Source organism: Clostridiales bacterium (assembly GCA_025757645.1).
Classification (GTDB): Bacteria; Bacillota; Clostridia; order Oscillospirales; family Oscillospiraceae; genus CAG-103.
Genome location: CP107216.1, coordinates 865,817 through 888,000, shown reverse-complemented (window position 1 = coordinate 888,000; position 22,184 = coordinate 865,817). Strand labels below are relative to the sequence as shown.

At 65.1% G+C, this 22,184-nt stretch carries 21 protein-coding genes; 8 read left to right on the top strand and 13 right to left on the bottom strand.

The window, feature by feature from the left end; translation table 11 throughout:
* Positions 1-8: 8 nt before the first annotated feature.
* From hisS to OGM61_04090, 7 genes are read right to left on the bottom strand one after another with little or no spacing between them, the layout of a single operon-like run.
* The gene (gene hisS, locus OGM61_04120) at positions 9-1,367 is read right to left on the bottom strand and encodes a histidine--tRNA ligase (GenBank protein UYI85268.1); all 1,359 of its coding nucleotides are present in this window, start codon (positions 1,365-1,367) and stop codon (positions 9-11) included.
* A gap of 23 nt (positions 1,368-1,390) precedes the next feature.
* Positions 1,391-1,792 carry a methylglyoxal synthase gene (locus OGM61_04115; protein ID UYI85267.1) on the bottom strand — a complete coding sequence of 134 codons (402 nt, stop codon included), beginning with the start codon at positions 1,790-1,792 and terminating at the stop codon, positions 1,391-1,393.
* A 33-nt stretch (positions 1,793-1,825) separates the two neighbouring features.
* Positions 1,826-3,892: a penicillin-binding transpeptidase domain-containing protein gene (locus OGM61_04110; GenBank protein UYI85266.1), complete on the bottom strand. Its 2,067-nt coding sequence runs from the start codon at positions 3,890-3,892 to the stop codon at positions 1,826-1,828.
* Between the two features lie 38 nt (positions 3,893-3,930).
* Complete coding sequence (locus OGM61_04105) at positions 3,931-4,446, bottom strand: hypothetical protein (GenBank protein UYI85265.1); 516 nt, start codon at positions 4,444-4,446, stop codon at positions 3,931-3,933.
* A 1-nt stretch (position 4,447) separates the two neighbouring features.
* Positions 4,448-5,296 carry a rod shape-determining protein MreC gene (mreC, locus tag OGM61_04100; GenBank protein ID UYI85264.1) on the bottom strand — a complete coding sequence of 283 codons (849 nt, stop codon included), beginning with the start codon at positions 5,294-5,296 and terminating at the stop codon, positions 4,448-4,450.
* Positions 5,293-5,865, bottom strand: coding sequence for a Maf family protein (locus OGM61_04095; GenBank protein ID UYI85263.1), 573 nt, complete (start codon positions 5,863-5,865; stop codon positions 5,293-5,295). Before OGM61_04095 ends, mreC begins: the two co-directional genes overlap by 4 nt.
* 20 nt (positions 5,866-5,885) lie before the next feature.
* Positions 5,886-7,979 (bottom strand): U32 family peptidase, encoded by a 2,094-nt coding sequence (locus tag OGM61_04090; protein UYI85262.1) that lies wholly within the window; start codon positions 7,977-7,979, stop codon positions 5,886-5,888.
* A 125-nt stretch (positions 7,980-8,104) separates the two neighbouring features.
* On the opposite strand from OGM61_04090, the gene OGM61_04085 reads away from it, so the two are divergent.
* The 3 genes from OGM61_04085 to OGM61_04075 are packed head-to-tail and all read left to right on the top strand — an operon-like array spanning position 8,105 to position 11,136.
* Positions 8,105-9,103 (top strand): DnaD domain protein, encoded by a 999-nt coding sequence (locus OGM61_04085; protein ID UYI85261.1) that lies wholly within the window; start codon positions 8,105-8,107, stop codon positions 9,101-9,103.
* A 12-nt stretch (positions 9,104-9,115) separates the two neighbouring features.
* On the top strand, positions 9,116-10,096 hold the full coding sequence (locus OGM61_04080) for an ATP-binding protein (protein UYI85260.1): 981 nt from the start codon (positions 9,116-9,118) through the stop codon (positions 10,094-10,096).
* Positions 10,093-11,136 (top strand): DUF2804 domain-containing protein, encoded by a 1,044-nt coding sequence (locus OGM61_04075; GenBank protein UYI85259.1) that lies wholly within the window; start codon positions 10,093-10,095, stop codon positions 11,134-11,136. The genes OGM61_04080 and OGM61_04075 overlap by 4 nt, the downstream gene beginning before the upstream one ends.
* A gap of 284 nt (positions 11,137-11,420) precedes the next feature.
* On the opposite strand, the gene OGM61_04070 is transcribed toward OGM61_04075, so the two are convergent.
* Both OGM61_04070 and OGM61_04065 read right to left on the bottom strand, forming a co-directional pair.
* A complete protein-coding gene (locus tag OGM61_04070) occupies positions 11,421-12,266 on the bottom strand; it encodes an Mrp/NBP35 family ATP-binding protein (GenBank protein UYI85258.1) in 846 nt (281 codons plus the stop codon).
* Between the two features lie 62 nt (positions 12,267-12,328).
* On the bottom strand, positions 12,329-13,711 hold the full coding sequence (locus OGM61_04065) for an S-layer homology domain-containing protein (GenBank protein UYI85257.1): 1,383 nt from the start codon (positions 13,709-13,711) through the stop codon (positions 12,329-12,331).
* Positions 13,712-13,920: 209 nt separating this feature from the next.
* On the opposite strand from OGM61_04065, the gene OGM61_04060 reads away from it, so the two are divergent.
* Together OGM61_04060 and OGM61_04055 are read left to right on the top strand one after the other, a co-directional pair.
* Entirely contained in the window at positions 13,921-14,832 is a 912-nt protein-coding gene (locus OGM61_04060; protein ID UYI85256.1) for an NTP transferase domain-containing protein, read from the top strand.
* A gap of 123 nt (positions 14,833-14,955) precedes the next feature.
* The gene (locus OGM61_04055; protein UYI85255.1) at positions 14,956-15,642 is read left to right on the top strand and encodes a GDSL-type esterase/lipase family protein; all 687 of its coding nucleotides are present in this window, start codon (positions 14,956-14,958) and stop codon (positions 15,640-15,642) included.
* A 53-nt stretch (positions 15,643-15,695) separates the two neighbouring features.
* Here OGM61_04055 and malQ read toward each other — a convergent pair whose 3' ends face one another.
* The 3 genes from malQ to OGM61_04040 all read right to left on the bottom strand — a co-directional run bounded on the left by malQ (position 15,696) and on the right by OGM61_04040 (position 18,429).
* Positions 15,696-17,168: a 4-alpha-glucanotransferase gene (malQ, locus tag OGM61_04050; GenBank protein UYI85254.1), complete on the bottom strand. Its 1,473-nt coding sequence runs from the start codon at positions 17,166-17,168 to the stop codon at positions 15,696-15,698.
* 6 nt (positions 17,169-17,174) lie between these two features.
* Positions 17,175-17,714 carry a QueT transporter family protein gene (locus OGM61_04045; protein UYI85253.1) on the bottom strand — a complete coding sequence of 180 codons (540 nt, stop codon included), beginning with the start codon at positions 17,712-17,714 and terminating at the stop codon, positions 17,175-17,177.
* Between the two features lie 88 nt (positions 17,715-17,802).
* Complete coding sequence (locus tag OGM61_04040; GenBank protein UYI85252.1) at positions 17,803-18,429, bottom strand: epoxyqueuosine reductase QueH; 627 nt, start codon at positions 18,427-18,429, stop codon at positions 17,803-17,805.
* A 122-nt stretch (positions 18,430-18,551) separates the two neighbouring features.
* Here OGM61_04040 and OGM61_04035 point away from each other — a divergent pair, with 122 nt between their 5' ends.
* Positions 18,552-19,046, top strand: a complete 495-nt coding sequence (locus OGM61_04035) for a dCMP deaminase family protein (GenBank protein ID UYI85251.1) — start codon at positions 18,552-18,554, stop codon at positions 19,044-19,046.
* A gap of 77 nt (positions 19,047-19,123) precedes the next feature.
* A complete protein-coding gene (gene prfB / locus OGM61_04030; GenBank protein UYI85250.1) occupies positions 19,124-20,245 on the top strand; it encodes a peptide chain release factor 2 in 1,122 nt (373 codons plus the stop codon).
* A 91-nt stretch (positions 20,246-20,336) separates the two neighbouring features.
* Here prfB and OGM61_04025 read toward each other — a convergent pair whose 3' ends face one another.
* Positions 20,337-21,512 (bottom strand): lasso peptide biosynthesis protein, encoded by a 1,176-nt coding sequence (locus OGM61_04025; GenBank protein UYI85249.1) that lies wholly within the window; start codon positions 21,510-21,512, stop codon positions 20,337-20,339.
* Positions 21,513-21,637: 125 nt separating this feature from the next.
* On the opposite strand from OGM61_04025, the gene OGM61_04020 reads away from it, so the two are divergent.
* A complete protein-coding gene (locus tag OGM61_04020) occupies positions 21,638-21,952 on the top strand; it encodes a hypothetical protein (GenBank protein UYI85248.1) in 315 nt (104 codons plus the stop codon).
* Positions 21,953-22,184: the final 232 nt, after the last annotated feature.

The window sequence follows — 22,184 nt, the reverse complement described above, 5'->3', positions numbered from 1 at the left end:
TTACCGGGTCACGGCTCGCGCAAAATTGCGCCGGCGCTGCGGCGGGCGATCTCCGCGCGGATGGTCTCGAGCGCAGTCTCCTGCGTCACGGCCTCCTGCACGCCGGTGGCCATGTTCTTGAGCGCGCAAACGTGCTGCGCGACCTCATCCTCACCGAGGAAGATCACAAACGGGATGCCGAGCTTGTCGGCATAGCCGATCTTGGCCTTGAACTTCTTCTTCTCGCTGTAGATCTGCACGCGAAGGCCGCCGGCGCGCAGTTCGGACGCCAGCGCCACGGCCGCGGACAGGTCGTCCGTCATCGGCAGGATGAGCACATCCGCCGGCGCGGTGAGCACGGCGTCGGAGATCATGTTCTGCTCCTGCAGGATGTAAAACAGGCGCGTCAGGCCGATGGAGATGCCGACGCCGGGCAGGGACTTGTTCGTATAGTACCCCGCGAGGTCGTCGTAGCGCCCGCCGGAGCAGATGCTGCCGACCTCGGGATGGTCGAGCAGAACGGTCTCGTACACCGTGCCGGTGTAGTAATCGAGGCCGCGCGCGATCGTGAGGTCGAGCTCGAAGTTCTCCTCCGGGACGCCGAACGCGGGCAGGTAGCCCACGACGGTGCGCAGCTCGTCGAGGCCGGTATCGAATGTCTCGTTCCGGCCGCGGTACTGCTCGAGAAAGGCGAGCTTGTCCGCGCTCGTGCCCGGGCAGGCGATGAAGCGCAGGATCTCGTCCGCGTTTTCGCCCGTGACGCCGCAGGTGTCGGTGAGCAGCTCGCGCACCTTGTCCGCGCCGATCTTGTCGAGCTTGTCGATGGTGCGCAGCACATCGCCCGCCTGCTCGCTCAGGCCGAGGATGGCGAAAAAGCCGTTGAGCACCTTGCGGTTGTTCACGCGGATGCGAAAGCGGTGCAGGCCCAGGCGCGTGAATGTGTCGTAGATGATGGCCGGGATCTCGGCCTCGTTCAAAATATCGAGCGCACCGTCGCCGATGATGTCGATATCCGCCTGATAAAACTCGCGGAAGCGGCCGCGCTGCGCGCGCTCGCCGCGCCAGACCTTGCCGATCTGATAGCGGCGGAACGGGAACGTGAGCTGGCCGTAATTGGCCGCGACGTACTTCGCCAGCGGCACCGTGAGGTCAAAACGCAGGGCGAGGTCGCTGTCGCCCTTCGTGAAACGGTAGATCTGCTTTTCCGTCTCGCCGCCGCCCTTGGCCAGCAGCACCTCGGCCGCCTCGATGGCGGGCGTGTCGAGCGGGGTGAAGCCGTAGCGGGCGTAGGTCTCGGCCAGAACGGCGCGCATTTTGTCCATCTGCACCTGCTTGTCCGGCGGCAGCTCCATGAAGCCGGACAGGGTGCGGGGTTTGATCTTGTCCATGGTGATGATGATTCCTTTCGGGCTTACAATTTCTTTTTCGGGTTGACGATGTCGCGCCAGTCGAGGTCGCCGCGGCTCAGGCCCAGAATGAGCACCTCGGCCGTGGCCACGTTGCTGGCAAACGGGATCTGCCGCTGGTCGCACAGGCGCGCCATGCGGTTGACCTCGTCAAAATGGCCGCTCTCGGCGTCGCAGAAAAACAGCACGAGGTCGATCTCGTTATAGCTGATGCGCGCGTCGAGCTGCTGGCAGCCCTGCGCCGAGTGCAGGTAGGTGCGGACCTTCAGGCCGGTGGCTTCGGAGATGAGCCGCCCAGTCGTAAACGTCGAGCTCAGGTCGTGCTTGGCCAAAATGCCGCAGTATGCGATGCAGAACTGGACCATGAGTTCCTTCTTGCCGTCGTCAGCGATGAGTGCAATGTTCATATGGATAACTCCTCTCTGTCTGGTCAGGGGCCGTCACTGCAGCAGCGAGAGCTCGCTCTCGGGGGCGGTGTCGACGGTCTTGACGGTGAAATATGCGTCGAGAAAATCGCGCGCGATGGACGCGATGGAAGCGCCGGCGCTGCCGTGCTCCACGACGACCGCCACGGCGACCTTGGGATTGTCATACGGTGCGTAGCAGATGAAAATGGCGTTGTTGACCTGGTTGTCGCCGAGCTGGGCGGTGCCGGTCTTGGCGGCGACCTTCACGCCGTAGTCGCCGAAGGTCTCATACGCGCTGCCGGCGCGGTCATTGGCGACGAGGTACATGCCCTTTTGCACAGCGGCCCAGTTATAGTCGCTGGTCTCGACGGCGCTGAGCACCTCGGCCTGATTTTCGTAAATGAGCTCGCTGCCGTCGTAGCTGCGCACGGACTTCAGGATGGACGCGCTGTGGCGCGTGCCGCCGTTTGCGATCGTGGCGCAGTACTCCGCCAACTGCAGCGGCGTGAACAGGCTGTACGACTGGCCGATGGCCGCCTGCAGCGAGTCGCCGACGTACCAGTTCGTGTTCTCGAGCTTTTTCTTCACGGCCTCCGTGGCCATCTGGCCGGTGCTCTCCGGCAGCTCGATGCCGGTGTGCTCGCCGAGACCGAAGGCCGCGGCATAGCGCGCGAGCGTGTCGATCGGCAGACTGTCGCCGACGGTGTAGAAGAAGATGTTGCACGAGTCGCGGATGGCCTCGGTGACATTGTCATTGCCGTGCGTCGCGCCGGACGAGGCGATCCAGCACTTGGGGGCGTAGCCGGTGTCCTCATACTTGCGGAACGTGCCGGTGCACTGGATGCGCGTGCCGGTGGTGATGACACCCTCGGTCAGGCCGGCGATGGCCGTGCAGGGCTTGAACGTCGAGCCGGGAGAATACTGGCCGAGCAGCGCACGGTTGAACAGCGGCTCGTTCTCGGCGTCCTTGACGGCGTCGTAGCTCTCCTGACTCTGAAAGAGCGTCTGCAGGTCGAACGTCGGATAGTTGGCGATGGCCAGCGGCTGGCCGGTGGCGACATCGACCGCCACGAGCGCGCCGCCGCCGACGGCATCGCTGGTTTCCGTCGACTTGGACTTCATGTTCTCGATGCCTCTGGTCAGCGACTGCTCGGCCGCCGCCTGCAGATCGAGGTCGATCGTGAGGCTGACCTGATCGCCCGGCTCCGGCTCTTTGGTGTACGTCGTGCCGGTGACGGTGCCGGATGCGTTTTTCGTCACGATGGCCGTGCCGTTCGTGCCGTGGAGGTATTTCTCAAAGGCGAGCTCGGCCCCGTCCTTGCCGACGGTCGCGCTCATGGGGTAGCCCTGGGTCTTATAGGTCGTGTATTCCTCGGCGTTCATCTTGCCCGTGTAGCCGAGCAGGTGCGCCGCGAGATTCGTGTGGTACTGGCGCGTATAGGACACCGTGACCTCGAAGCCGGGGACGTTATTTTCCTTCAGCGACGTGATGAGCTCCATGCTCGCGCCCTGAACGAAGACATAGTCCGGCAGGTAGAGCTTGTCGATATAGCGCGTCTTGATCGAGTAGCGCAGGCCGGCGATGATGCGCATATCGGCCGCGGAATAGTTGTTGTTGATCTCAAACTTTTCGCGGCAGTAGCTCATGAGCTCCACGGCCGTGGCCTCCTCGTCGAGGCCGGCGTATTTGAGGAAGCCCTTGAGCTGGGTGCGCTGCGTGTCGTTCATGTCCGTGTACTCGAACGGGGGCTCGGCCGTGATCGGCAGCTCGTCGACATACGTGTCGCCGCAGGCGGCGACGGTGCGCGCCATCTGCAGGAGGATGCCGTTCGGATCGTCCTGCTCGAAGAGGTCGTCGGGATTGAAGACGAGGTTATTGCAGCTCGTGTTCGACACGAGCACGTGGCCGTAGCGGTCGAGGATGCTGCCGCGCGCGGCCTCCACGGTCTGGGAGCTGGCGACGCTGTTGCGGTTTTCCTCATAATACGCCTTGCCGTCGACGATCTGCAGCTTATAGAGCGCGACGACGAACACGATCACGAGCAGCATAAGGATGCACGCGAGCGCGGTGACGCGGCCGGGTTTGATGGGTTTTTCCATGGCGAAGATCCTTTCGGGGGTCGGGCGCGCTGGCAGGCTCAGCGCAGGGCACGCCGGCGGTGAAACGCACGGCTGATATAGTAATACGGGATGGCGAGCGGCAGCGAAAACACGCTCTGCCCCAGCGCCACGGCCAGCAGCCGCCAGAACGACGCGCCGTGGAAGATCCACAGGCGGAACATCTGGCAAAAGGCCGTGAGCAGAAACGCAGCCAGGCACGTCACGAGAAACGGCAGCAGGCTGTTGTTGATGAGATACTGCGCGAGCATACCGGCGCCGAAGCCGATGACCGCGAAGAGCACGGCGAAGAGCATCCCCGTGCCGGGGTAGCCCATGGCGCCAAAATAGCCCGCGATGAGGCCGAACACCGCGCCCCACGTGCCGCCCTCGAACACGCCGACCGCCACAACGACTGCCGGCACGAACATGGCGTGCACGCCGAAGAGCGCAATGTGCGCAAAGACCGTGTTCTGCAGCAGGAGCGTCACGGCCATGTACAGCGCGCACCAGAGCACGCGGTGTACCTTATCCTTGTTGATGAGATCGGCCCACATGTCAGCTCACCACGTCAAAGTCTTTGATGACGAACACCTGCAGCAGCTCGCCGAGGTCACACGCAGGCGTGATGACGCCGTAGGTCTGCTGGCCGCCGGCCTCGGTGCGCACGTCCGTGATCGTGCCGACAACGAGGCCCGCCGGGAACGCGCCTCCCTTGCCGGACGTGAGCACGGTGTCGCCGGTGAAGATGCTCATGCCCTCGGCCAGATAGCCGAAGCGGGCGCAGCCCTGCTGCATGAGCGTGAAGTCGCCGAGGACCATGGCCGTCGCGCCGCTGCCGCTGACATAGCCGCCGACGCTCATATCCACGTCGATGACCGTGCGCACGGTCGCCCAGGTGCTGCCGGTCTCGATGACCTGACCGACGAGCGCGCCGGACTCGTTCATGACGCAGTCGCCGACCTCGATGCCGCTGTCGCTGCCCTTGCTGAGCGTGAGCGTGCTCGACCAGTTCGACGCGCCGTAGGACACGACGTTCGCGGGCTCGAGCTCGAAGTCCGTGTGCCGCTGCGTGAAGCCCAGCAGGTCACGATAGCGCTCGTTTTCCGCGATCGCCTCCTGCCCTTCACGCGCCTGCGCCTGAGCCTCGGCCAGCTGCGTGCGTAGCTGCTCGTTTTCGGCCCGGAGCTGGTCATATTTATAAATGTAGCCGTAGATGCTCTCGAGCCACTGCGCCGTGACGGTCGCGGCCTTCTGCAGCGGCGCGCGCACGATGCCGTCGAGATTCGTGAGGAATCCCGCCTTGCCGCCGAGCGCCCCGGCGATCAGCGCGAGCACGAGCACGACCGCGACCACGATCGCGCCGACGCGCGCGCCTTTCTTTTTCAGATACGTTTTCCAGTTCAAAGCAGCTCGACTCCCAGTTCGTTCAGCAGTTGTCCCAGCCTGCACAGCGGCAGGCCCATCACGTTGAAATAATCGCCGTCCAGATGCGCGATGAACAGCGCGCCGCGGCCCTGAATGCCGTAAGCGCCGGCCTTGTCCATCGGCTCGCCGGTGGCGATGTAGCGCTCGATCTCCCCGGACGTGAGAGGGCGAAAGCGCACGGCCGTGCGCTCGGCCGCCTGCCGCAGCTCGCCGCCGCGCAGCACGGCGACGCCGGTGTAGACGATGTGCTCGCGCCCGGACAGGGCCGTGAGCATGCGCACGGCGTCGTCATGATCTCGCGGCTTGCCGAGGATGGCGCCGTCGAGATAGACGATCGTGTCCGCCGCGATAATGATGTCCTCCGGCGCGCAGGTCTGTGCGACCTCCTGCGCCTTGTGCAGCGCCAGCTCGCGCACGGTCTGCTCCGGGCCGGCGCCCGGCGTCGCGCGCTCAGGTCCCTTTGCCGGCCGGATCGTCAGGTCCGGCACGCCGAGCATCTCCAGCAGCTCCCGCCGGCGCGGGGAGCCGGAGGCTAGAATCCAGTTCATGGTCGTTCCTCCCGGGCGGGTCATTCCACGCCCCGATAATACAGGCCGCGGGTCAGCCCGTTCGGGCGATAATCCGTCAGGCCCAGATAGCTCTGCGTGACCGCGACGCACTCACGCGGCGTCTCGGTCGTGAACATGAGGCGCACGCCCCAGAGGCCCGCCGTTTCATAGTCCTCATGCTTGTCGGCGAGGTAGAGCTTGTGCGCGTTGAAGATCTGGTTGCGGTGACCGAACGCCGGCAGCACCGGGAACAGCGCCCCGCGCCGGTCGGCCAGATTGTTGGGCACGCTGCAGTTGCAGCGGCCCGCGCTGTTGCGGATGATGCACTGCTCGGTGATCATGCACGGCAGGCGGCCGTAGACGATCATCTCCGTGTCGATGCTTTTGGCAAGGTCGCGGATCTGCGCCACGCGCAGCTCGAACGACGCCGTCGCGCTCACGAGACCGGCCTGCTGCAGCACTTCCTCCGTGAAGGAGTTAAAGACATTGAGTCCAAAGTCGCCGCGCACGCGCATCCCCGCGCGGCGGGCGAAGAAGATATGGCCCATGTTGCCGACGAGCGCTTCCTGCACGCCGTTTTCGGCGGCGCGAGAGAGCATGGCGTGCATGTCCTCGGCCTGATCGTCCGTGATGACGCGCGGCAGCACCGCCACGACCTGCGCCCCCTGCTCCAGAAACGGGGCGAGACGCGGAAAATCACTGTCGAGGATCTCGACCGGCACATATACATACGCCGGGTGCAGCGCGGCAAGCTCCTGCGTGAGCTGCTCGGCCTGATGCACCTGCACGATGAGCGCGGGGTCGGCAAAATAGCGCTTGCCCTCCGGACGCAGCGGCAGCGGCAGGCTCCGCCGCTCGGGCAGGGCCGCGCGCTCCTCCTTCAGGCCGGTGATGAGCCGGCGGCGCAGGTCGTTGACGGCGGCCGCCGGAAGATAGAGATCCGGGTCGATGCGGCTCTCGGTGCCGGTGGAATAATAGGGCGTGCCGCCCGTTTTGGCAAACTGGTCGGCGAGGCTCTGCGCGGTCAGCGGCGCGCGCTGCGCGGGCTCCGGCACGGGGCCGGTGAGCACGGCGCGGTGGCCTTCCTCGTCCATGACGGCGGCCATGACCGGCTCGCCGGTCTGCACCTTGGCATAAAACTTCACGGGCACGCGGCGGCGCTCGCCGTCGGCATACGCCTTGCGCGCGGCGGTGAACATTTTTTCCGCCTCGCGGTCGGGCTCAGCGGCGCGTGTGCCGAGCATGTCCGGCCCTTTTTCCCCGAGCAGGTAGCCCTGCGTGAAGCCCTGACGCGAGAACGCCAGCGCGAGCCGGTCGTTTTCCTCCTGCGTGGGCACGCGGTGCTCATGGATGCAGCGGGCATACACGTCCGTGACCACGGCGACGTACTCCGGCCGCTTCATGCGGCCCTCGATCTTCACGCAGGCAACGCCCGCGTCCTCGAGCTGCTGCAGATAGTCAGCCAGACAGTTGTCGCGCAGGCTCAGCGGATACTCATCCATGCGGCCGCCCATGCTGTACTGCATGCGGCACGGCTGCGCGCACGCGCCGCGGTTGCCGCTGCGGCGGCCGATGAGCGCGCTCATATAGCACTGGCCGGAATAACAGAAGCACAGCGCCCCGTGCACGAACACCTCGGTCTCGATGCTCACGTGCTGCGAGATGAAGCGGATCTGCTCGAGCGAGAGCTCGCGCGCGAGCACGGCGCGGGTGATGCCCATCTCGGCCGCGGCCTCGACCCCGGCGAGATTGTGGATGCTCATCTGCGTGCTGGCGTGCAGCGGAATGTCCGGCAGGGCGGCGCGCAGCACGCGCGCGAGGCCCAGATCCTGCACAAGGATCGCGTCCGCCCCGGCGTCCGACGCCTGCTGCGCGAGCGCGGCGGCGGCGTCCATCTCGCGGTCGCCCACGAGGGTGTTGAGCGTGACGTAGACCTTGCAGCCGCGGATGTGACAGTAGCGCACGGCCTTGGCAAACGACTCCCGTGTGAAATTATCGGCGCTCCGGCGCGCGTTGAATCCGTCGCCAAAGCCCATATACACCGCGTCCGCCCCGTTTTGCACCGCCGCGATGACGGCGTCGAGGTTGCCCGCGGGCGCCAGCAATTCCAGCATAGACCCACTCCCAGTTATAGTCATACATATAGCATTATAGCACAGCAGGTGCTCTTGCTACAAGTCAATTTTCATGCTATAATGTGAACCTATCATGAATTTCTAGTGACCCGAGGGGTAATTGCATGGATCGAGCCGAATTTACGCTGTCGCGGCCGGTGTGTCTGTCGCTGCCGGTCGAGGAAGTGGACAAGCTGCTGCGGGAAAAAGACGGGCGCTGCGCCCTGGTATATCTGGCGCTGCTGCGCGCCGGCGGAAAGCCGTTTCCCGCCGAAAGCATTGGCCTGACCGAGCGCGAACTGCGCCAGACGATGGAGCGGCTGTGCGCGCTCGGGCTCGTCTCCGCCGCCGGGAAGTCGTCCCCTGCCCCGGCCGGCCGTACAGCGCCCGCGGCAGACAAGCCGGGCGCGGCCGAGCCGAAGCTCGTGCCGGCGGCCGAGCTGCCGCAGTACACGGCCGAGGACATCGCCAGCCGGATGCTCAGCGACGAGCCGATGCAGACCGTGCGCCGCGAGGCCGAGCAGCTCTACGGCCGCAAGCTCACGACGCCCGAGATGAATATGCTCCTGGGCCTGCGCGACTATCTGGGTCTCCCGGCCGACGTGCTCATGGAGCTGATCCACTACGTGTTTCAGGAATACCGCGCCGAGCGCGGCCACGCCGGCACGCCGACGATGCGCCGGATCGAAAAGGAGGCCTATGCGTGGGCCGATCAGGAGATCCACACGACGGCGCAGGCGGAGGAATATTTACAACGCAGACAGGCGCGGCGGGAGCTGGCGCAGCAGGTGCTGCAGGTGCTGCAGATCCAGGACCGCGCGCCGAGCCGCACCGAGCGCGGCTACATCACGAGCTGGCTGGATATGGGCTTCGGCTGCGACGCCATCGCCGAGGCATACGACCGCACGGTCGTGGCGACCGGGGCGCGCAAGTGGGCGTACCTCAACCGCATCCTCATGAGCTGGCACGAAAAAGGGCTGCACACGCCCGAGGAGATCGAGACCGGCGACCCGCGCGCAGCGGGCAAGCGCCGCGCGGCCAATCCGGCTGCGCCGGCGGCCGAGCGCGACGATCTCGACCGCGTGGAGCAGCTGCTCCGCAAGATGGAGCAGACCAACACCTAAGGAGGGACCGGCATGGCCCGCAATGGGATCTATCTGGCGCGCGCCCGCGAGCAGATCGCGCAGCAGCGCGCGGAAAATGAGCGCGAGCACCGCCGCCGCGTGGACGACGCCTACCGCCGCGTGCCCGGCCTGCGCGCGCTCGATCAGACGCTGCAGCAGCAGATGATCGCGCTCGTCGGCCTGACGATGCGCCACGGCAGCGACCCGACGGAGGAGCTGCGCGCGCTCGAGCGCGCGAATCTCGACACGCAGGCGCAGCGCGCCGAACTGCTGACGGCGTACCACCTGCCGGTGGATTATACCGACGACATTTACACCTGCCCCCGCTGCCATGACACGGGCTATGTGCAGGGGCAGCCGTGCGAGTGCCTGCTGCGGCGCTACAACGCCGAGCTCACGCGCGACCTCAGCCGCCTGCTGCAGCACGGCGACGAGTCGTTCGAGCACTTCGACCTGACGCTCTACGACGAGAACGCGCGGCCGAAGATGGAGCGCGTGTTTCAGGTCTGCCGCTCGTTTGCGCAGACGTTCCGCCCCGGCACGATGAACCTGCTGCTGCAGGGCGGCACGGGGCTGGGCAAGACGTATCTGTCGGCGTGCATCGCGCGCGTCGTCGCGGGCGCGGGCTACGCCGTCGCCTATGAGACGGCCGCGAGCGCATTCGATGCGTTCGAGTGCGCGAAGTTCCAGCGCGGCAGCGCCGACGGCGAGGCCGCCGCGCAGCGCGTGGAACAGTATCTCGGCTGTGATCTGATGATCCTCGACGATCTCGGCACCGAGATGATCACGGCCTACTCCACGAGCGCGCTCTACACGCTCATCAACACGCGCCTGACGCGCGCCAAGGCCACCATCATCAGCACGAACTGCTCCAACGAGGAGCTGCAGAAAAAATACACGCCGCAGATCCTGTCGCGCATCGAGGGCGAATACCAGACGCTCCCGTTCGTGGGGCGGGACATCCGGCAGATCAAAAAGGAGCGCGAAGCATGAATCAGCACGAGATCACCGAGCGCCGCCCCCTGCTCGATGCGAGCGGCAACCTGACGGAACCCGGCTATGCGAAGTCCCTGCTGCCCGTCTACCGCCGGGGCGACATCAAGGCCAACAAGCTGCGCATCAAGGAATGGGACTACTACTGCATCAACAACGGCCACTTCGCCCTCGCCCTGACCATCGCGGACAACAGCTACATGGGGCTCGACTCCATCTCCCTGCTCAACCTCGACGAGGGGTGGGAGATCACGAAAAGCCCGATGAAGGCCTTCACGAACGGCAAGGTCTGCCTGCCCGAGAGCAGTGAACGCGGCGATGTGCACAGCGCCGGGCGCAACTACAGCATCCTCTTCAAGAATGAGGGAGACCGCCGCGTGCTCATCGCGCAGATGAAAAACTTCGGCCCGGAGGGCTCGCTGTACGCGAAGGTGACGCTCACGGACATCCCGGCCGAGTCCATGGTCATCGCCACGCCCTTTGACAAGGACAAGCACTTTTACTACAACCAGAAGATCAACTGCATGCGCGCCGAGGGTACTGTGACTTACGGCTACCACAACCGCACGTACACCTTTGACCCGGCGGACAGCTTCGCCGTGCTCGACTGGGGCCGCGGCGTGTGGACGTATAAAAACACGTGGTACTGGGGCAGCGCCTCCGGTCTCGTGGACGGGGAGCGGTTCGGCTTCAACATCGGCTACGGCTTCGGCAACACGAGCGCCGCGAGCGAGAACATGCTCTTTTACAAGGGCCGGGCGCACAAGCTCAGCCAGGTCATCTTCCACATCCCCGGCGACGGCGGCAAGGCCACGCCGGACTATATGCGGCCCTGGACCTTCACGAGCGACGACGGCCGCTTCGAGATGGACTACACCCCCGTGCTCGACCGCGCGAGCTGTTCGGACGTGGGCCTCATCAAGTCCGACCAGCACCAGGTGTTTGGCGTGTTCAACGGCCGCGCCGTGCTCGACGACGGCACGGTGCTGAACGTGAAAGACCTCCCCGGCTTTGCCGAGAAGGTCATCAACAAATGGTAAAGTCAAAAACCGCTCTGCCGACGGCAGAGCGGTTTTTGAGTCTGTCGGAAAACCTCCGGGTTTTCCGACAAAAGGCCTGCAGCCTGCTGCGCGCATAATTTGTGTGCCGGCGGCACGCAAATTCCACACTTGCAGCCTGAGCAGTATTTTCTCCGCCGCACATGTCGCCGGAGAAAATGATTTCACTTTCTTTCGCCGCGCCGGCGGCGAAACTCTGCGGGGCTTTGGGGCTGCGCAGAAAAACCGCTCTGCAAAATGCAGAGCGGTTTTTGTTATGCAGACAATTACTTGCCCTCGATGGCATCGGCGAGGCTGCTGAGCCAGTCGCCCTGCACGTCCTCGATCCGGCCCGCGTCGCACGCCGCCGCGATGGCGGGGTCGATGGGCAGCTTGGCCGTGTTGGGGATGCCGTGCTTGGCGGCAATGGCCTCAATGTGGCTCTCACCGAAGATGGCGTGCTGCTTGCCGCAGTCCGGGCAGGTGTAGTAGGCCATGTTCTCGACGATGCCGAGCACGGGCACGTGCATCATGTCGGCCATGTTGACGGCCTTGTCGACGATCATGCCGACGAGCTCCTGCGGGGACGTGACGACGACCACGCCCGCCACGGGCAGGGACTGGAACACCGTCAGCGGCACATCGCCCGTTCCGGGAGGCATGTCGACGAACATATAGTTCACGTTGTCCCACTGCACGTCGGTCCAGAACTGGGTCACGGCGCCGGCGATGACCGGGCCGCGCCAGACGACGGGGTCGGTCTCGTTCGGAAGCAGGAGGTTGATGGACATGATCTCGATGCCGGTGCGGGTACGGTTGGCATACAGGAAGTCCTCGCCGCCCATGGCGCCGCCGTGGACGCCGAAAGCCTGCGGGATCGACGGGCCGGTGATGTCGGCATCGAGCACAGCGGCCTGATGGCCGCGGCGCTGCATCTCGCAGGCGAGCAGGCTCGTCACGAGGCTCTTGCCGACGCCGCCCTTGCCGGACACGACCGCGATGACCTTATCGACGCGGGAACCGGGACGCAGCGGCTGCTGCAGGGACTCCGGCTCGTGCTGGGCACAGGCCTCGCCGCAGGTCGAACAGTCGTGCGTGCAGTTTTCGGGTGCTTCGTTGTGATTGTCACTCATTGTGGTGGATTCCTCCATTTCAACAGTATGTTAATCTTATTATACCCTGAAAGTGCAGGAAGTCAACCGGCAAGCGCTGCCGGCTCTGCTGCGGCCGGCTGCGCGGACTGTGCGTCCACATACTTCTGAAGGCGGCAGAGCACCACACACGCCTCGGCGCGCGTGGCGTTGGCCTGCGGGGCAAAATTGGAACCGCGGCCGTTGAGCAGGCCCTGCTCATAGCAGAAGCAGACCGGCTCGATCGCCCAACCGCCGATGGTGTTCAGGTCGTTGATCGGATACGACGAGATCTCGGACGACGGCGTGGTGTCCAGTCCCTTCCAGTTCAGGTATTTTGCCATGATCTTCGCCATTTCCTGACGGGTGATGTTGTTTTGCGGGAGGAATATCCCGTCGCCGTAGCCGTCCACGATCCCGTTTTCCGTGGCCCAGGCCACAAACGACGTGTACCACTCCCCGTCCGGGACGTCCCGAAACACGCTGGTGGTATAGTCCGTATCCTTGACGCCCGCCATGCGGCCGAGCATCGTCACAAACGCGGCGCGCGTGAGCGTGCCGTTCGGCTGGAACTCCCCTGCGCTCACGCCGTTGACCCAGCCGGCGCTCGCCGCGGCCTCAATGGACGTCTTGGCCCAGTGATGGCGGCAGTCATAGAACGTCGGCTCGACATCAACCTCGCCGGGGGCTTTCTTCTGAAGACCATAATAGGCCGCGATGCCGCGCGCGTCCGCCTGCGCGATGGCCCGGAGCTTGGCGTCACTCGACAGGAACTGCTCACACTCGCTGTTGCTGCTGATAAAGCAGTGCTCCACGATCATGGACGGGACATTGTTCTCCACACCGTAGCGGACGATGCCGTAGTAATCGGCGAGCTTGCCGTTGGGATAGAGCGTGTTGTCCTGCGAACTCTTTTTGACCAGGCCGCGATTATAAATGCCGAGCTTTTCGAGCTGTACGAGGATATTCCCGCCGATACTGTCGAGCACATTGGCGATCTCGGGCCGGTAGTTGCCGTTACTGACGAGCACCTCAGCGCCGCGCGCCGACTGGCTGGGCGAGGAATTCAGATGCAGGCTCACGAGCAGATCGGAGTGCTGACCTGCTGCAAAGAGCACGCGGTTTTCCACCTTGCTCAGCGGCGCGGTGGCGCTCGTGCCGTAGCGGTCCGAGCGCGTCATGTCCACGTGGACATTGCGGTAGGTCTCGAGCTCCTCTTTTAAGTACAGGCCGATCTTGAGCACAAGATCCGCCTCGTGATAACCATAGGTGTTGCTGATCGCGCCGGAGTCGTTGCCGCCCGCGCCGTCGCCGCCGTGGCCGGGGTCGAGCGTGATGTACAGCCAGCCGGTGTCATTGTCGTCCGTCTCGTTCGCCGCCGCAGCCGCCGGGCACAGCAGCGCCGCCGTCAGCACCAGCGAGAGAAAGATAGATAGGATTCGTTTCATCGCTTCTCCGGACGCGCCGCGTGCGCGTCCGCCCTCCTTCTTGGGAATTATGACAACCTTTGTCGAAGCTGATTGTACCCCATCCTTCCCGCTTTTGCAAGGGCATAGAATGTCAGCGGCAGAAATTTAAGGCAATCAGCAAAGTTTGACATTTCCCGCCGGGTTGTGCTATGCTGTGTAATACTCTATGACAAAATGAGGTTGCATACATGGATATGACTCTGGTAGTGATGGCGGCCGGGCTCGGCTCGCGCTATGGCGGCGTCAAGCAGATCGAGCGTCTCGGCCCCGACGGCGAGATCCTCATGGAATACGCGATCTACGACGCGCTGCGCGCCGGGTTTGACCGCATCGTGCTCATCATCAAGCCGCAGATGCTGCAGGACGTGCGCGCCCTCTTCGGCGACCGCATCGAGCAGCGCACCGGCATCCGGATCGACTATGCGTTTCAGACGCCGGAGCGCTTCACCGCGGCGCGGCCGGAGCTGGCGCAGCGGCAGAAGCCGCTCGGTACGGTGCACGCCGTGCTGTGCGCGCGCGATGCGATCGAAACGCCGTTCGCCGTCATCAACGCCGATGATTTTTACGGCCGCGGCGCAATCGACGCCATTGCCGCCGCGCTGCCGGAGCTGCGCGGCGCGCAGGACGCCGCCATGGTCGGCTACCGGCTGAAAAACACCGTGAGCCCCTTCGGCACCGTCACGCGCGGCGTGTGCGCGACCGAAAACGGCCTGCTGCGCAAGGTGCACGAGACGTACAAGATCCAGCTGTGCCCCGACGGCACGATCCGCGACACGTCCGGCGCGGGCGCGGGCGTCGCGCTCGACCCCGAGGCGCTCGTGAGCATGAACATGTGGGGCTATCACCCGGCGATGCTGGACGTGATGGCGCAGTATTTTGACGCCTTTGTGCGCGATCTTGCCCCCGGCGACGAGAAGCGCGAGTGTCTGCTGCCCGTGATGATGGACGCGCTCACGGCGCAGGGGCGCGTAAACACGCGCGTGCTGCAGACCAGCGAACGCTGGTTCGGCCTGACGTATCAGGACGACAAGCCCGGCGTCGTCGCGGCGCTGCGCGCCCTGCACGCCGACGGGACGTATCCCCCGGCGCTGTGGAAGTAAATCTGCCGAAACTGCCAATCGCGGCGATCTGTCCGATCGCCGCGATTTCTTTACAAATTTCTAATGGTTTTTTAAGTGTCTCCCGGTATGATAAAGTAACCAAAGTTTCAGGAGGCACCCGCGATGGACGAGATGCTGCGCATCGCCGTATTCGGCGACTCGCTGATGAAGGGCACGCTGCCGGACGAGCAGCTGCGGTATCATTTTCACACCGACCTGTTCGAGGCGCCACTCGCCGGCCTGCACGCCGAGGTGACGAACAAGTCCGTCTTCGGCGCGACCTCGCGCAAGGGCGTCACGCTCGTGCAACGCGACCTCGCCCGCGGCCACCGCTATGACTGGGCGCTCGTGGAATACGGCGGCAACGACTGCAACTATGACTGGCCCGACGTGGCCGCGCACCCGGAGCAGGACCACGACCCCGTGGTGCTGGCGGACGAATTTCGCGCGAACATGACCGCCATCGTGCAGATGCTGCGCGAGGCCGGCATCCGCCCGATCTTCACGACCCTGCCGCCCATCGACGAGGTGAAGTACCTCGCCTGCATCGACCACAACGGCGCGAGCGCCGCGGGCGTGATGCAGTGGCTGGGCGACGTGCGGCGCATCTACCGCACGCAGGAGCGCTATTCCGGGCTCGTGCGCACCATCGCCGCCGAGCTGGACGTGCCGTGCGCCGACCCGCGCGAGCGCTTTCTCGACGGGGGCGACCCCCACGCGCTCAACGCGGACGACGGCATCCACCTGTCGGAGGAAGGATACCGGCTGTTTTACGGCGCGCTCATCGAGCAGGTGCGCGCAATCATCTGAGATCCATAGAAAAGGAGCGGACACCGATCACGGTGTCCGCTCCTTTTTCGTTCTTATGCGCGGCAGGCCGCCTGCGTGCGCGCGAGCAGGCGCGCGGCCGTCTGCGCGTCCGCCTGACCGGGCAGCAGCCGCCAGACCCAGTTGCCGGAGGCCGTGCCGGGCGTGTTCATGCGGCTCTCCGCGCCGAGGCCGAGCACGTCCTGCATCTGCGCGATGAACAGCTCCGCGCGCGAGCCCATGCCGGCACGCAGCAGCGCCTCCGGCAGGCGCGCAACGTCGTACACGCCGAGGCAGCGCATGGCATAGTCCGCGTCCGCGCCGCCGAGCGCCGCCCATGCGGCGGCGGGCGCATTGTCGTGCGTGCCGACGTAACAGACGCTGTGCGCGCGCACGCGGTCGGGCCGGTGCTCGGACGTGCCGCTGGGGTCAAAGCCGAACAGCAGCACGCGCATGCCGGGGCAGCCGGAGCGCGCGACGAGGCGGCGCACGTCGTCGTCGATCGTGCCGAGATCCTCGGCGATCAGCTCCAGTTCCGGCGCTGCCGTGTGCAGCGCCTGCAGCAGCGCCGGGCCGGGGCCAGGCGCCCAGTGGCCGCCGCGGGCGGTCAGTTCGCCACGTGGCACCACCCAATAGCTTGAAATGGCGCGAAAATGGTCAAGGCGCACCACATCATAGCGCTTTGCAGCGCCGCGAATGCGGTCTTTCCACCACTGGAAGCCGTCCGCACGCATGGCATCCCAATCATAGAGCGGGTTGCCCCAGAGCTGGCCGTCGGCGCTGAAATAGTCCGGCGGGACACCGGCGACGGCGCTCGGCTGCCCGTCGGGGTCGAGGCGAAACTGCGCCGGCTGCGCCCAGACGTCCGCGCTGTCGGGCGCGACGTACATGGGCAGGTCGCCGATGATGCGCACGCCGTGCGCGTGCGCGTAGGCGCGCACCGCGTCCCACTGGCGGGTGAACTCCGTCTGGAGATAAGCGTGCAGGAGCACGCGGTCGTCGAGCCGCTCGAGCGCGGCCGCGAGCGCGGCGGATGAGCGGTCGCGCAGGGGCTGCGGCCAGGCATACCACGGCGCGCCGCCCTGCTCTTCCTTCACGGCCATGTACAGGCAGTAGTCGCGCAGCCACGGCTCAGCCGCGAGCGCGGCGCGCAGCGCGGGCGCGGCGGATGCCTTTTCGCGCGCGAACGCCGCGTCCCAGAGCGCGGTCCTGCCCGCGTACACGCGATCATAGTCCACGCGCATGGGGTCTGCGCCCCAGTCGATGGCGCGCACCTCGCCGGCCGTGAGCGCGCCGCGCGCCAGAAACGGCTCTGGCGAGAGCAGGTCGGTGCTGCCGGCAAACGTCGAGGCCGACAGGTACGGCGAGTGCGCACCGTCCGGCGGGTTGAGGGGCAGGATCTGCCAATAGCGCTGCCCGGCGGCAGCGAGAAAGTCGATAAAATCCCGGGCGTCTGCACCCAGGTCGCCGATGCCGCACGGCCCCGGCAGGGCCGACACCGGCAGCAGGATACCGCTGGAACGGTCCATGCTCCGTCACTCCTTTTGATAGCTGCGGATGATCTCGCGGAACTTCGGATTGCGCGGCAGCAGGCGCATGAGCGGCAGGCCCAGCACGCCGAGCACGATGACCTCACCGAGCGCGACCTGGCCGCCGAAGACCCAGAACGATGCATTCAGGTGCGGAAACACGGCGTCCGTGAGCGACCACGTGAGCACCGCGCCGACCAGCAGGAAATTGAACACGACCGGCATGAGCGCGGCGAGGATGCACCGCACCCACGACTGCGCACCGCGGCCGCGGCCGAGCCACGCCGTGCACAGCGCCGCCAGCAGCGTTGCGAGCGAGCCGAAAACCACGTCAAAAATGCCCGCCGCGCTCAGCAGATTGGCGATCGCGCAGCCGACGAACAGCCCCCACGCCGTGCAGGGGATGAAAAACGGCAAAATGCACAGCACCTCCGAGACCCGGCACTGGATCGCTCCGTAACTGATCGGCGCCAGAAGCATCGTCAATGCGGCATAGGCCGCGCCCGTGACCGCCGCGGCGGTCAGCTTTCTCGTGGTGATGTGCATAATTCAATTCCTCCCATTTTTTTCGTTGCACACGTTGTGCGCGCAGGGGTATGGCACCTGCGCATGATGAATTGTGACGGCGGCTATTTTACTCCCCCGCCGCCGCGTTGTCAACCGGTTTGCTGTACAGACAGCCGCAGTATTCCTGCCGGTAGAGGCCGTACTGTTTGGACAGCTCGATGCTGCGCTTATAGCCCTCGCGCTTTTTGAAGTCCGACGGCAGCCAGCGCACGCCGTATTGCTGCGCCAGCTCCGCGCCGATGGCGTTGAGCCGCTGCGCGTCCTTGTGCGGCGAGACGGTGAGCGTCGTGCCGAAAAAGTCGAACCCGTGCGCGCGCGCCTGCCGCGCCGTCTCCTCCAGACGCAGGCGGAAGCACACCGTGCAGCGCGCGCCGCCCTCCGGCTCGCGCTCGAGGCCGCGGACGGCGTCGATGTAGCGCTGCCCGTCATAATCGCACGCGAGCAGGTCCACCGGCTCCGGCGTCGGGAGCTGACGGATGAGCTCCCGCTGCCAGTAGAGGCGGCGGTCATATTCGTCCCGCGGCTGGATGTTCGGGTTATAATACAGCACGGTCACGCGAAAATACCGCGTGAGGTACTCGAGCACGTAGCTGCTGCACGGGCCGCAGCAGCTCTGCAGCAGCAGGCGCGGCTTGCCCTCCGGCGGGAGGGCAGCGAGCAGCGCATCGAGCTGTTTTTGATAGTTTTCTTTCATAAGCGTCACCTGCCGGACAGTATAGCACACCCGCGCGCAGAATACCAGTGCGGGCCTTGACGCGGCGGGGCATTTCCGATATGATATAAAGTAGGAAATTATGCAAAGGAGGCGCGTCCGTCATGGACCAGCGCATGAGTAAGGACAAATATTATCTCAACATCGCCGACGCGGTGCTCGACCGCTCGACCTGCCTGCGGCGCAAATACGGCGCGATCATCGTCAAGAACGACGAGATCCTCTCCACCGGCTACAACGGCGCGCCGCGCGGGCGCGTCAACTGCTCCGAGCTCGGCTACTGCAACCGCGAGCAGCTGCGCATTCCCAGCGGCCAGCGGTACGAGCTGTGCCGCAGCGTGCACGCTGAGGCCAACGCCATCATCTCCGCCGCCCGGCGCGACATGATCGGCGGCACGCTCTACCTCGTCGGGCGCGACGCCGCCAGCGGCGAGCTGCTGCACGACACGACCTCGTGCGCCATGTGCCGGCGCATGATCATCAACTCCGGCATCACGCGCGTCGTCAACCGCATCGGCGACGACGGCATTGAGATCATCGACGTGCAGAACTGGATCGTCAACGACGAGTCCATCCAGCCGAAGGCTGAGGCCGAATGAGCGCGGTTTTGCTTTACAAGCGCGGCGATTTTGATTATAATAAGTAAGTTAGACTGAAAAAAGGCAGGATTCAACGTATGGCATCCATTGCATTTGAAGAGTATAAAAACAAGCTCAACAACCTCCGCCCGGCGCTGGACGATCTGGGCGGCGCGCTGCATCTCGACGAGGCGCGCAACGAGGTCGAAAAGCTCGAGGAAGAGAGCGCGCAGGACGGCTTCTGGAACGACACCGAAAACAGCCAGCGCGTGCAAAAGCGCATCAAGACGCTCCAGCACAAGCTCGATCGCTACGCCAAGCTCTCCGGCGCGTGGGAGGATATGCTGACCATGTGCGAGATGGCCATCGAAGAGGACGACGACTCGATGCTGCCCGACCTTGAGAGCGAATTTCACAGCTTCGAGGAGACGCTCGAATCCATGCGGCTCGAGACGCTGCTGACCGGCGAGTATGACGCGAACAACGCCATCCTCACCTTCCACGCCGGCGCGGGCGGCACCGAGGCGCAGGACTGGACGAGCATGCTCTACCGCATGTACAACATGTGGGCCGAGCGCCACGGCTACACCGTCAAGCTCATGGACTATCTCGACGGCGACGAGGCCGGCATCAAGAGCGCGACGATCATGATCGAAGGCGAGAACGCCTACGGCTTCCTCAAGAGCGAAAACGGCATCCACCGCCTCGTGCGCATCAGCCCGTTTGACGCCTCCGGCCGCCGGCACACGTCGTTCGCCGCCGTGGAGGTCATGCCCGAGATCACCGAGGACAGCGAGATCGAGCTGCGCGACGAGGACATCAAGATGGACGTGTACCGCTCGTCCGGCGCGGGCGGCCAGAAGGTCAACAAGACCTCGTCCGCCGTGCGTCTGACGCACATCCCGACCGGTATCGTCGTGTCCAGCCAGGTCGAGCGCAGCCACTTCCAGAACCTCGAAAACTGCAAGAACATGCTCCGCGCGCGCCTGGCCGAGATCAAGGAGCGCGAGCACCTCGAGAAAATCTCCGACATCAAGGGCGTGCAGCTCAAGATCGAGTGGGGCAGCCAAATCCGCTCGTACGTGTTCATGCCGTACACGCTGGCCAAGGACCACCGCACTGGCTATGAAAACGGCAACATTCAGGCCGTCATGGACGGCGACATTGACGGCTTCATCAACGCCTACCTGAGCATGAACGCCGACAAGGAGAACAAATAATCTATCGACGTAACAGCGCCGCAGCCGGACAGGCTGCGGCGCTTTGTGCATCAAAAAGCCTCGCAGCGTTTGCCGCCCGCAGGCGGCAGGCTCATCGCGCGGGGATAAGGCGGATGATCTGCTGGTCGTCCGCGCACTGGTAGCCGGACGAGGACACGTAGCTGCCGAGCGCGCGGTAGACATCCCAGAGCCGGTCGCGTTCGAAGAGCAGGGACTGCATGCCGGCGTAGACCTCCGGCGTCTCGCAGCGAAACTCCAGCACGGCGCGCCCGTCGTCCCACTGGCTGCGCACGGCGGCAGCCGCGGCGGCGACGGTGGCCTCCGCCGCCGTGTAGCCGCTGCGGACGTAGTAATTATCGGCGTTTGCGCGGCTGTCCGGCCAGAGGGCGGGATCGTCGGCCGTGTGGCGCACGGCCATGCGCTCGGCCGTGAGGGCGAACCACGTGTGGCTGAGGTAGCCCGGCAGCGCCGTCTCGCTCTCGTCGTCCTGCAGATCCCAGGTGGGGTCGAAGTAATAGACCGCGCCGTCGAGCTCCGCCGCGACCCAGGCGTGGCTGTCGGCCGTGCCGTCAGCCGATCGGGACGTGCCCGTGATGACGCGCGCCGGGATGCCGCCGCGCTCGAGCAGGTAGACGTAGGCGTCGGCGATGCCGCCGCAGACGGCCTCCCCCTCGCAGACGGCGGCGTAGGCCGTCTGGTCATACGTCTCGCGCGCGACGTAGCGCACGTGCGTAAGCAGCCAGTCGTAGAGATACAGCGCGCGGGGATAGTCCCCCGCCGGGGCGGCGGCGAGCAGGCCGTCCGCCGTCCGGGCAAGCTGCGCGCGGCGCGCCGGGCCGTCGTCGGGATAGACCCAGTCGAAGGTAACAGTGATGTGCGCGTTCAGCCCGCCGTGGACCGTGTACTGATAGGAGCGCACCCAGAGCTCCGGGTCATCGAGCAGCTCTGCCATGCAGGCCTCGAGCGTGGCGGCGTCGCAGTCGTAGACCGCGGCGTCCGTCTGGTCGCGCATCGCTGAGCGCAGCACGGCGGCCGTGCGCGGGTTGGCCGTGCAGTTCGGTGCCGTGTCCGGCAGGACGGACGACTCCACCCGGATCTGCACGGCCGGCACCGGCGTGAGCCGTGCGCGGATGCGCGGATAAAACACCGCGCCCGCCAGCACAAGCAGCAGCACCAGCAGTAGCGTCAGCCCGCAGCCCGCACCGCGGCGGCGCGGCGGCGGCGTTTGACGCAGCCATTGCTCATCCAAGTGATCGTTATCGTACATCCGGGTCACCTCCCGCGTGTGATTGTGGAAATGTTGTCAGCTTTTTTGTGCCGCAACGGTGGAAATCGCAAAAAGTTTCTGCTATAATGCTGCCCATTCACGTATATATCAAAGGAGTTTTTATCATGATCGAAGTTACTTTCCGGATCGAAAGTCTGGATTATACCGACAAGCTGGATTCCCAGCTCCCGCTCGTGCTCGAGGCGCTGAGCCAGAGCGGCAATATCAACCCCGTGCTCAAGCTCGCCTGCAACACGCCCGAGGCCTCGTCGCGCATCGTCAAGGGCATCCTGCGCACCATGTCGCAGGATCAGAAGCAGCGTCTGGCCACGAAGATCGTCAACGCCAACCGCGAGAAGCTCATGCGCAAGCTCAATGAGTACGCCGCCGGCAAAGGCATCGACGTGCACATCTGCGACTGCGCCGCCACCTTCCGCTGAGGTCAAAGCCGAATCAAGCCGCCCGAAAGGGCGGCTTTTTTGCTGCCTGTGCCCGGATAGATCCGCGCACAGGCAGCAATCAGATCTCATTCGAGGCGGGCCCTTCGCCCCCTCGAGCGCCCCCGCCGCTCTGTCATCCTGCCCGGGATCGAATCCTCTCAGCAAACGGCACGCCGCCCTTTCGGGCGGCATTTTCATTTGCCGCGGCTTTATTTTACCATCCCGCGCGTGT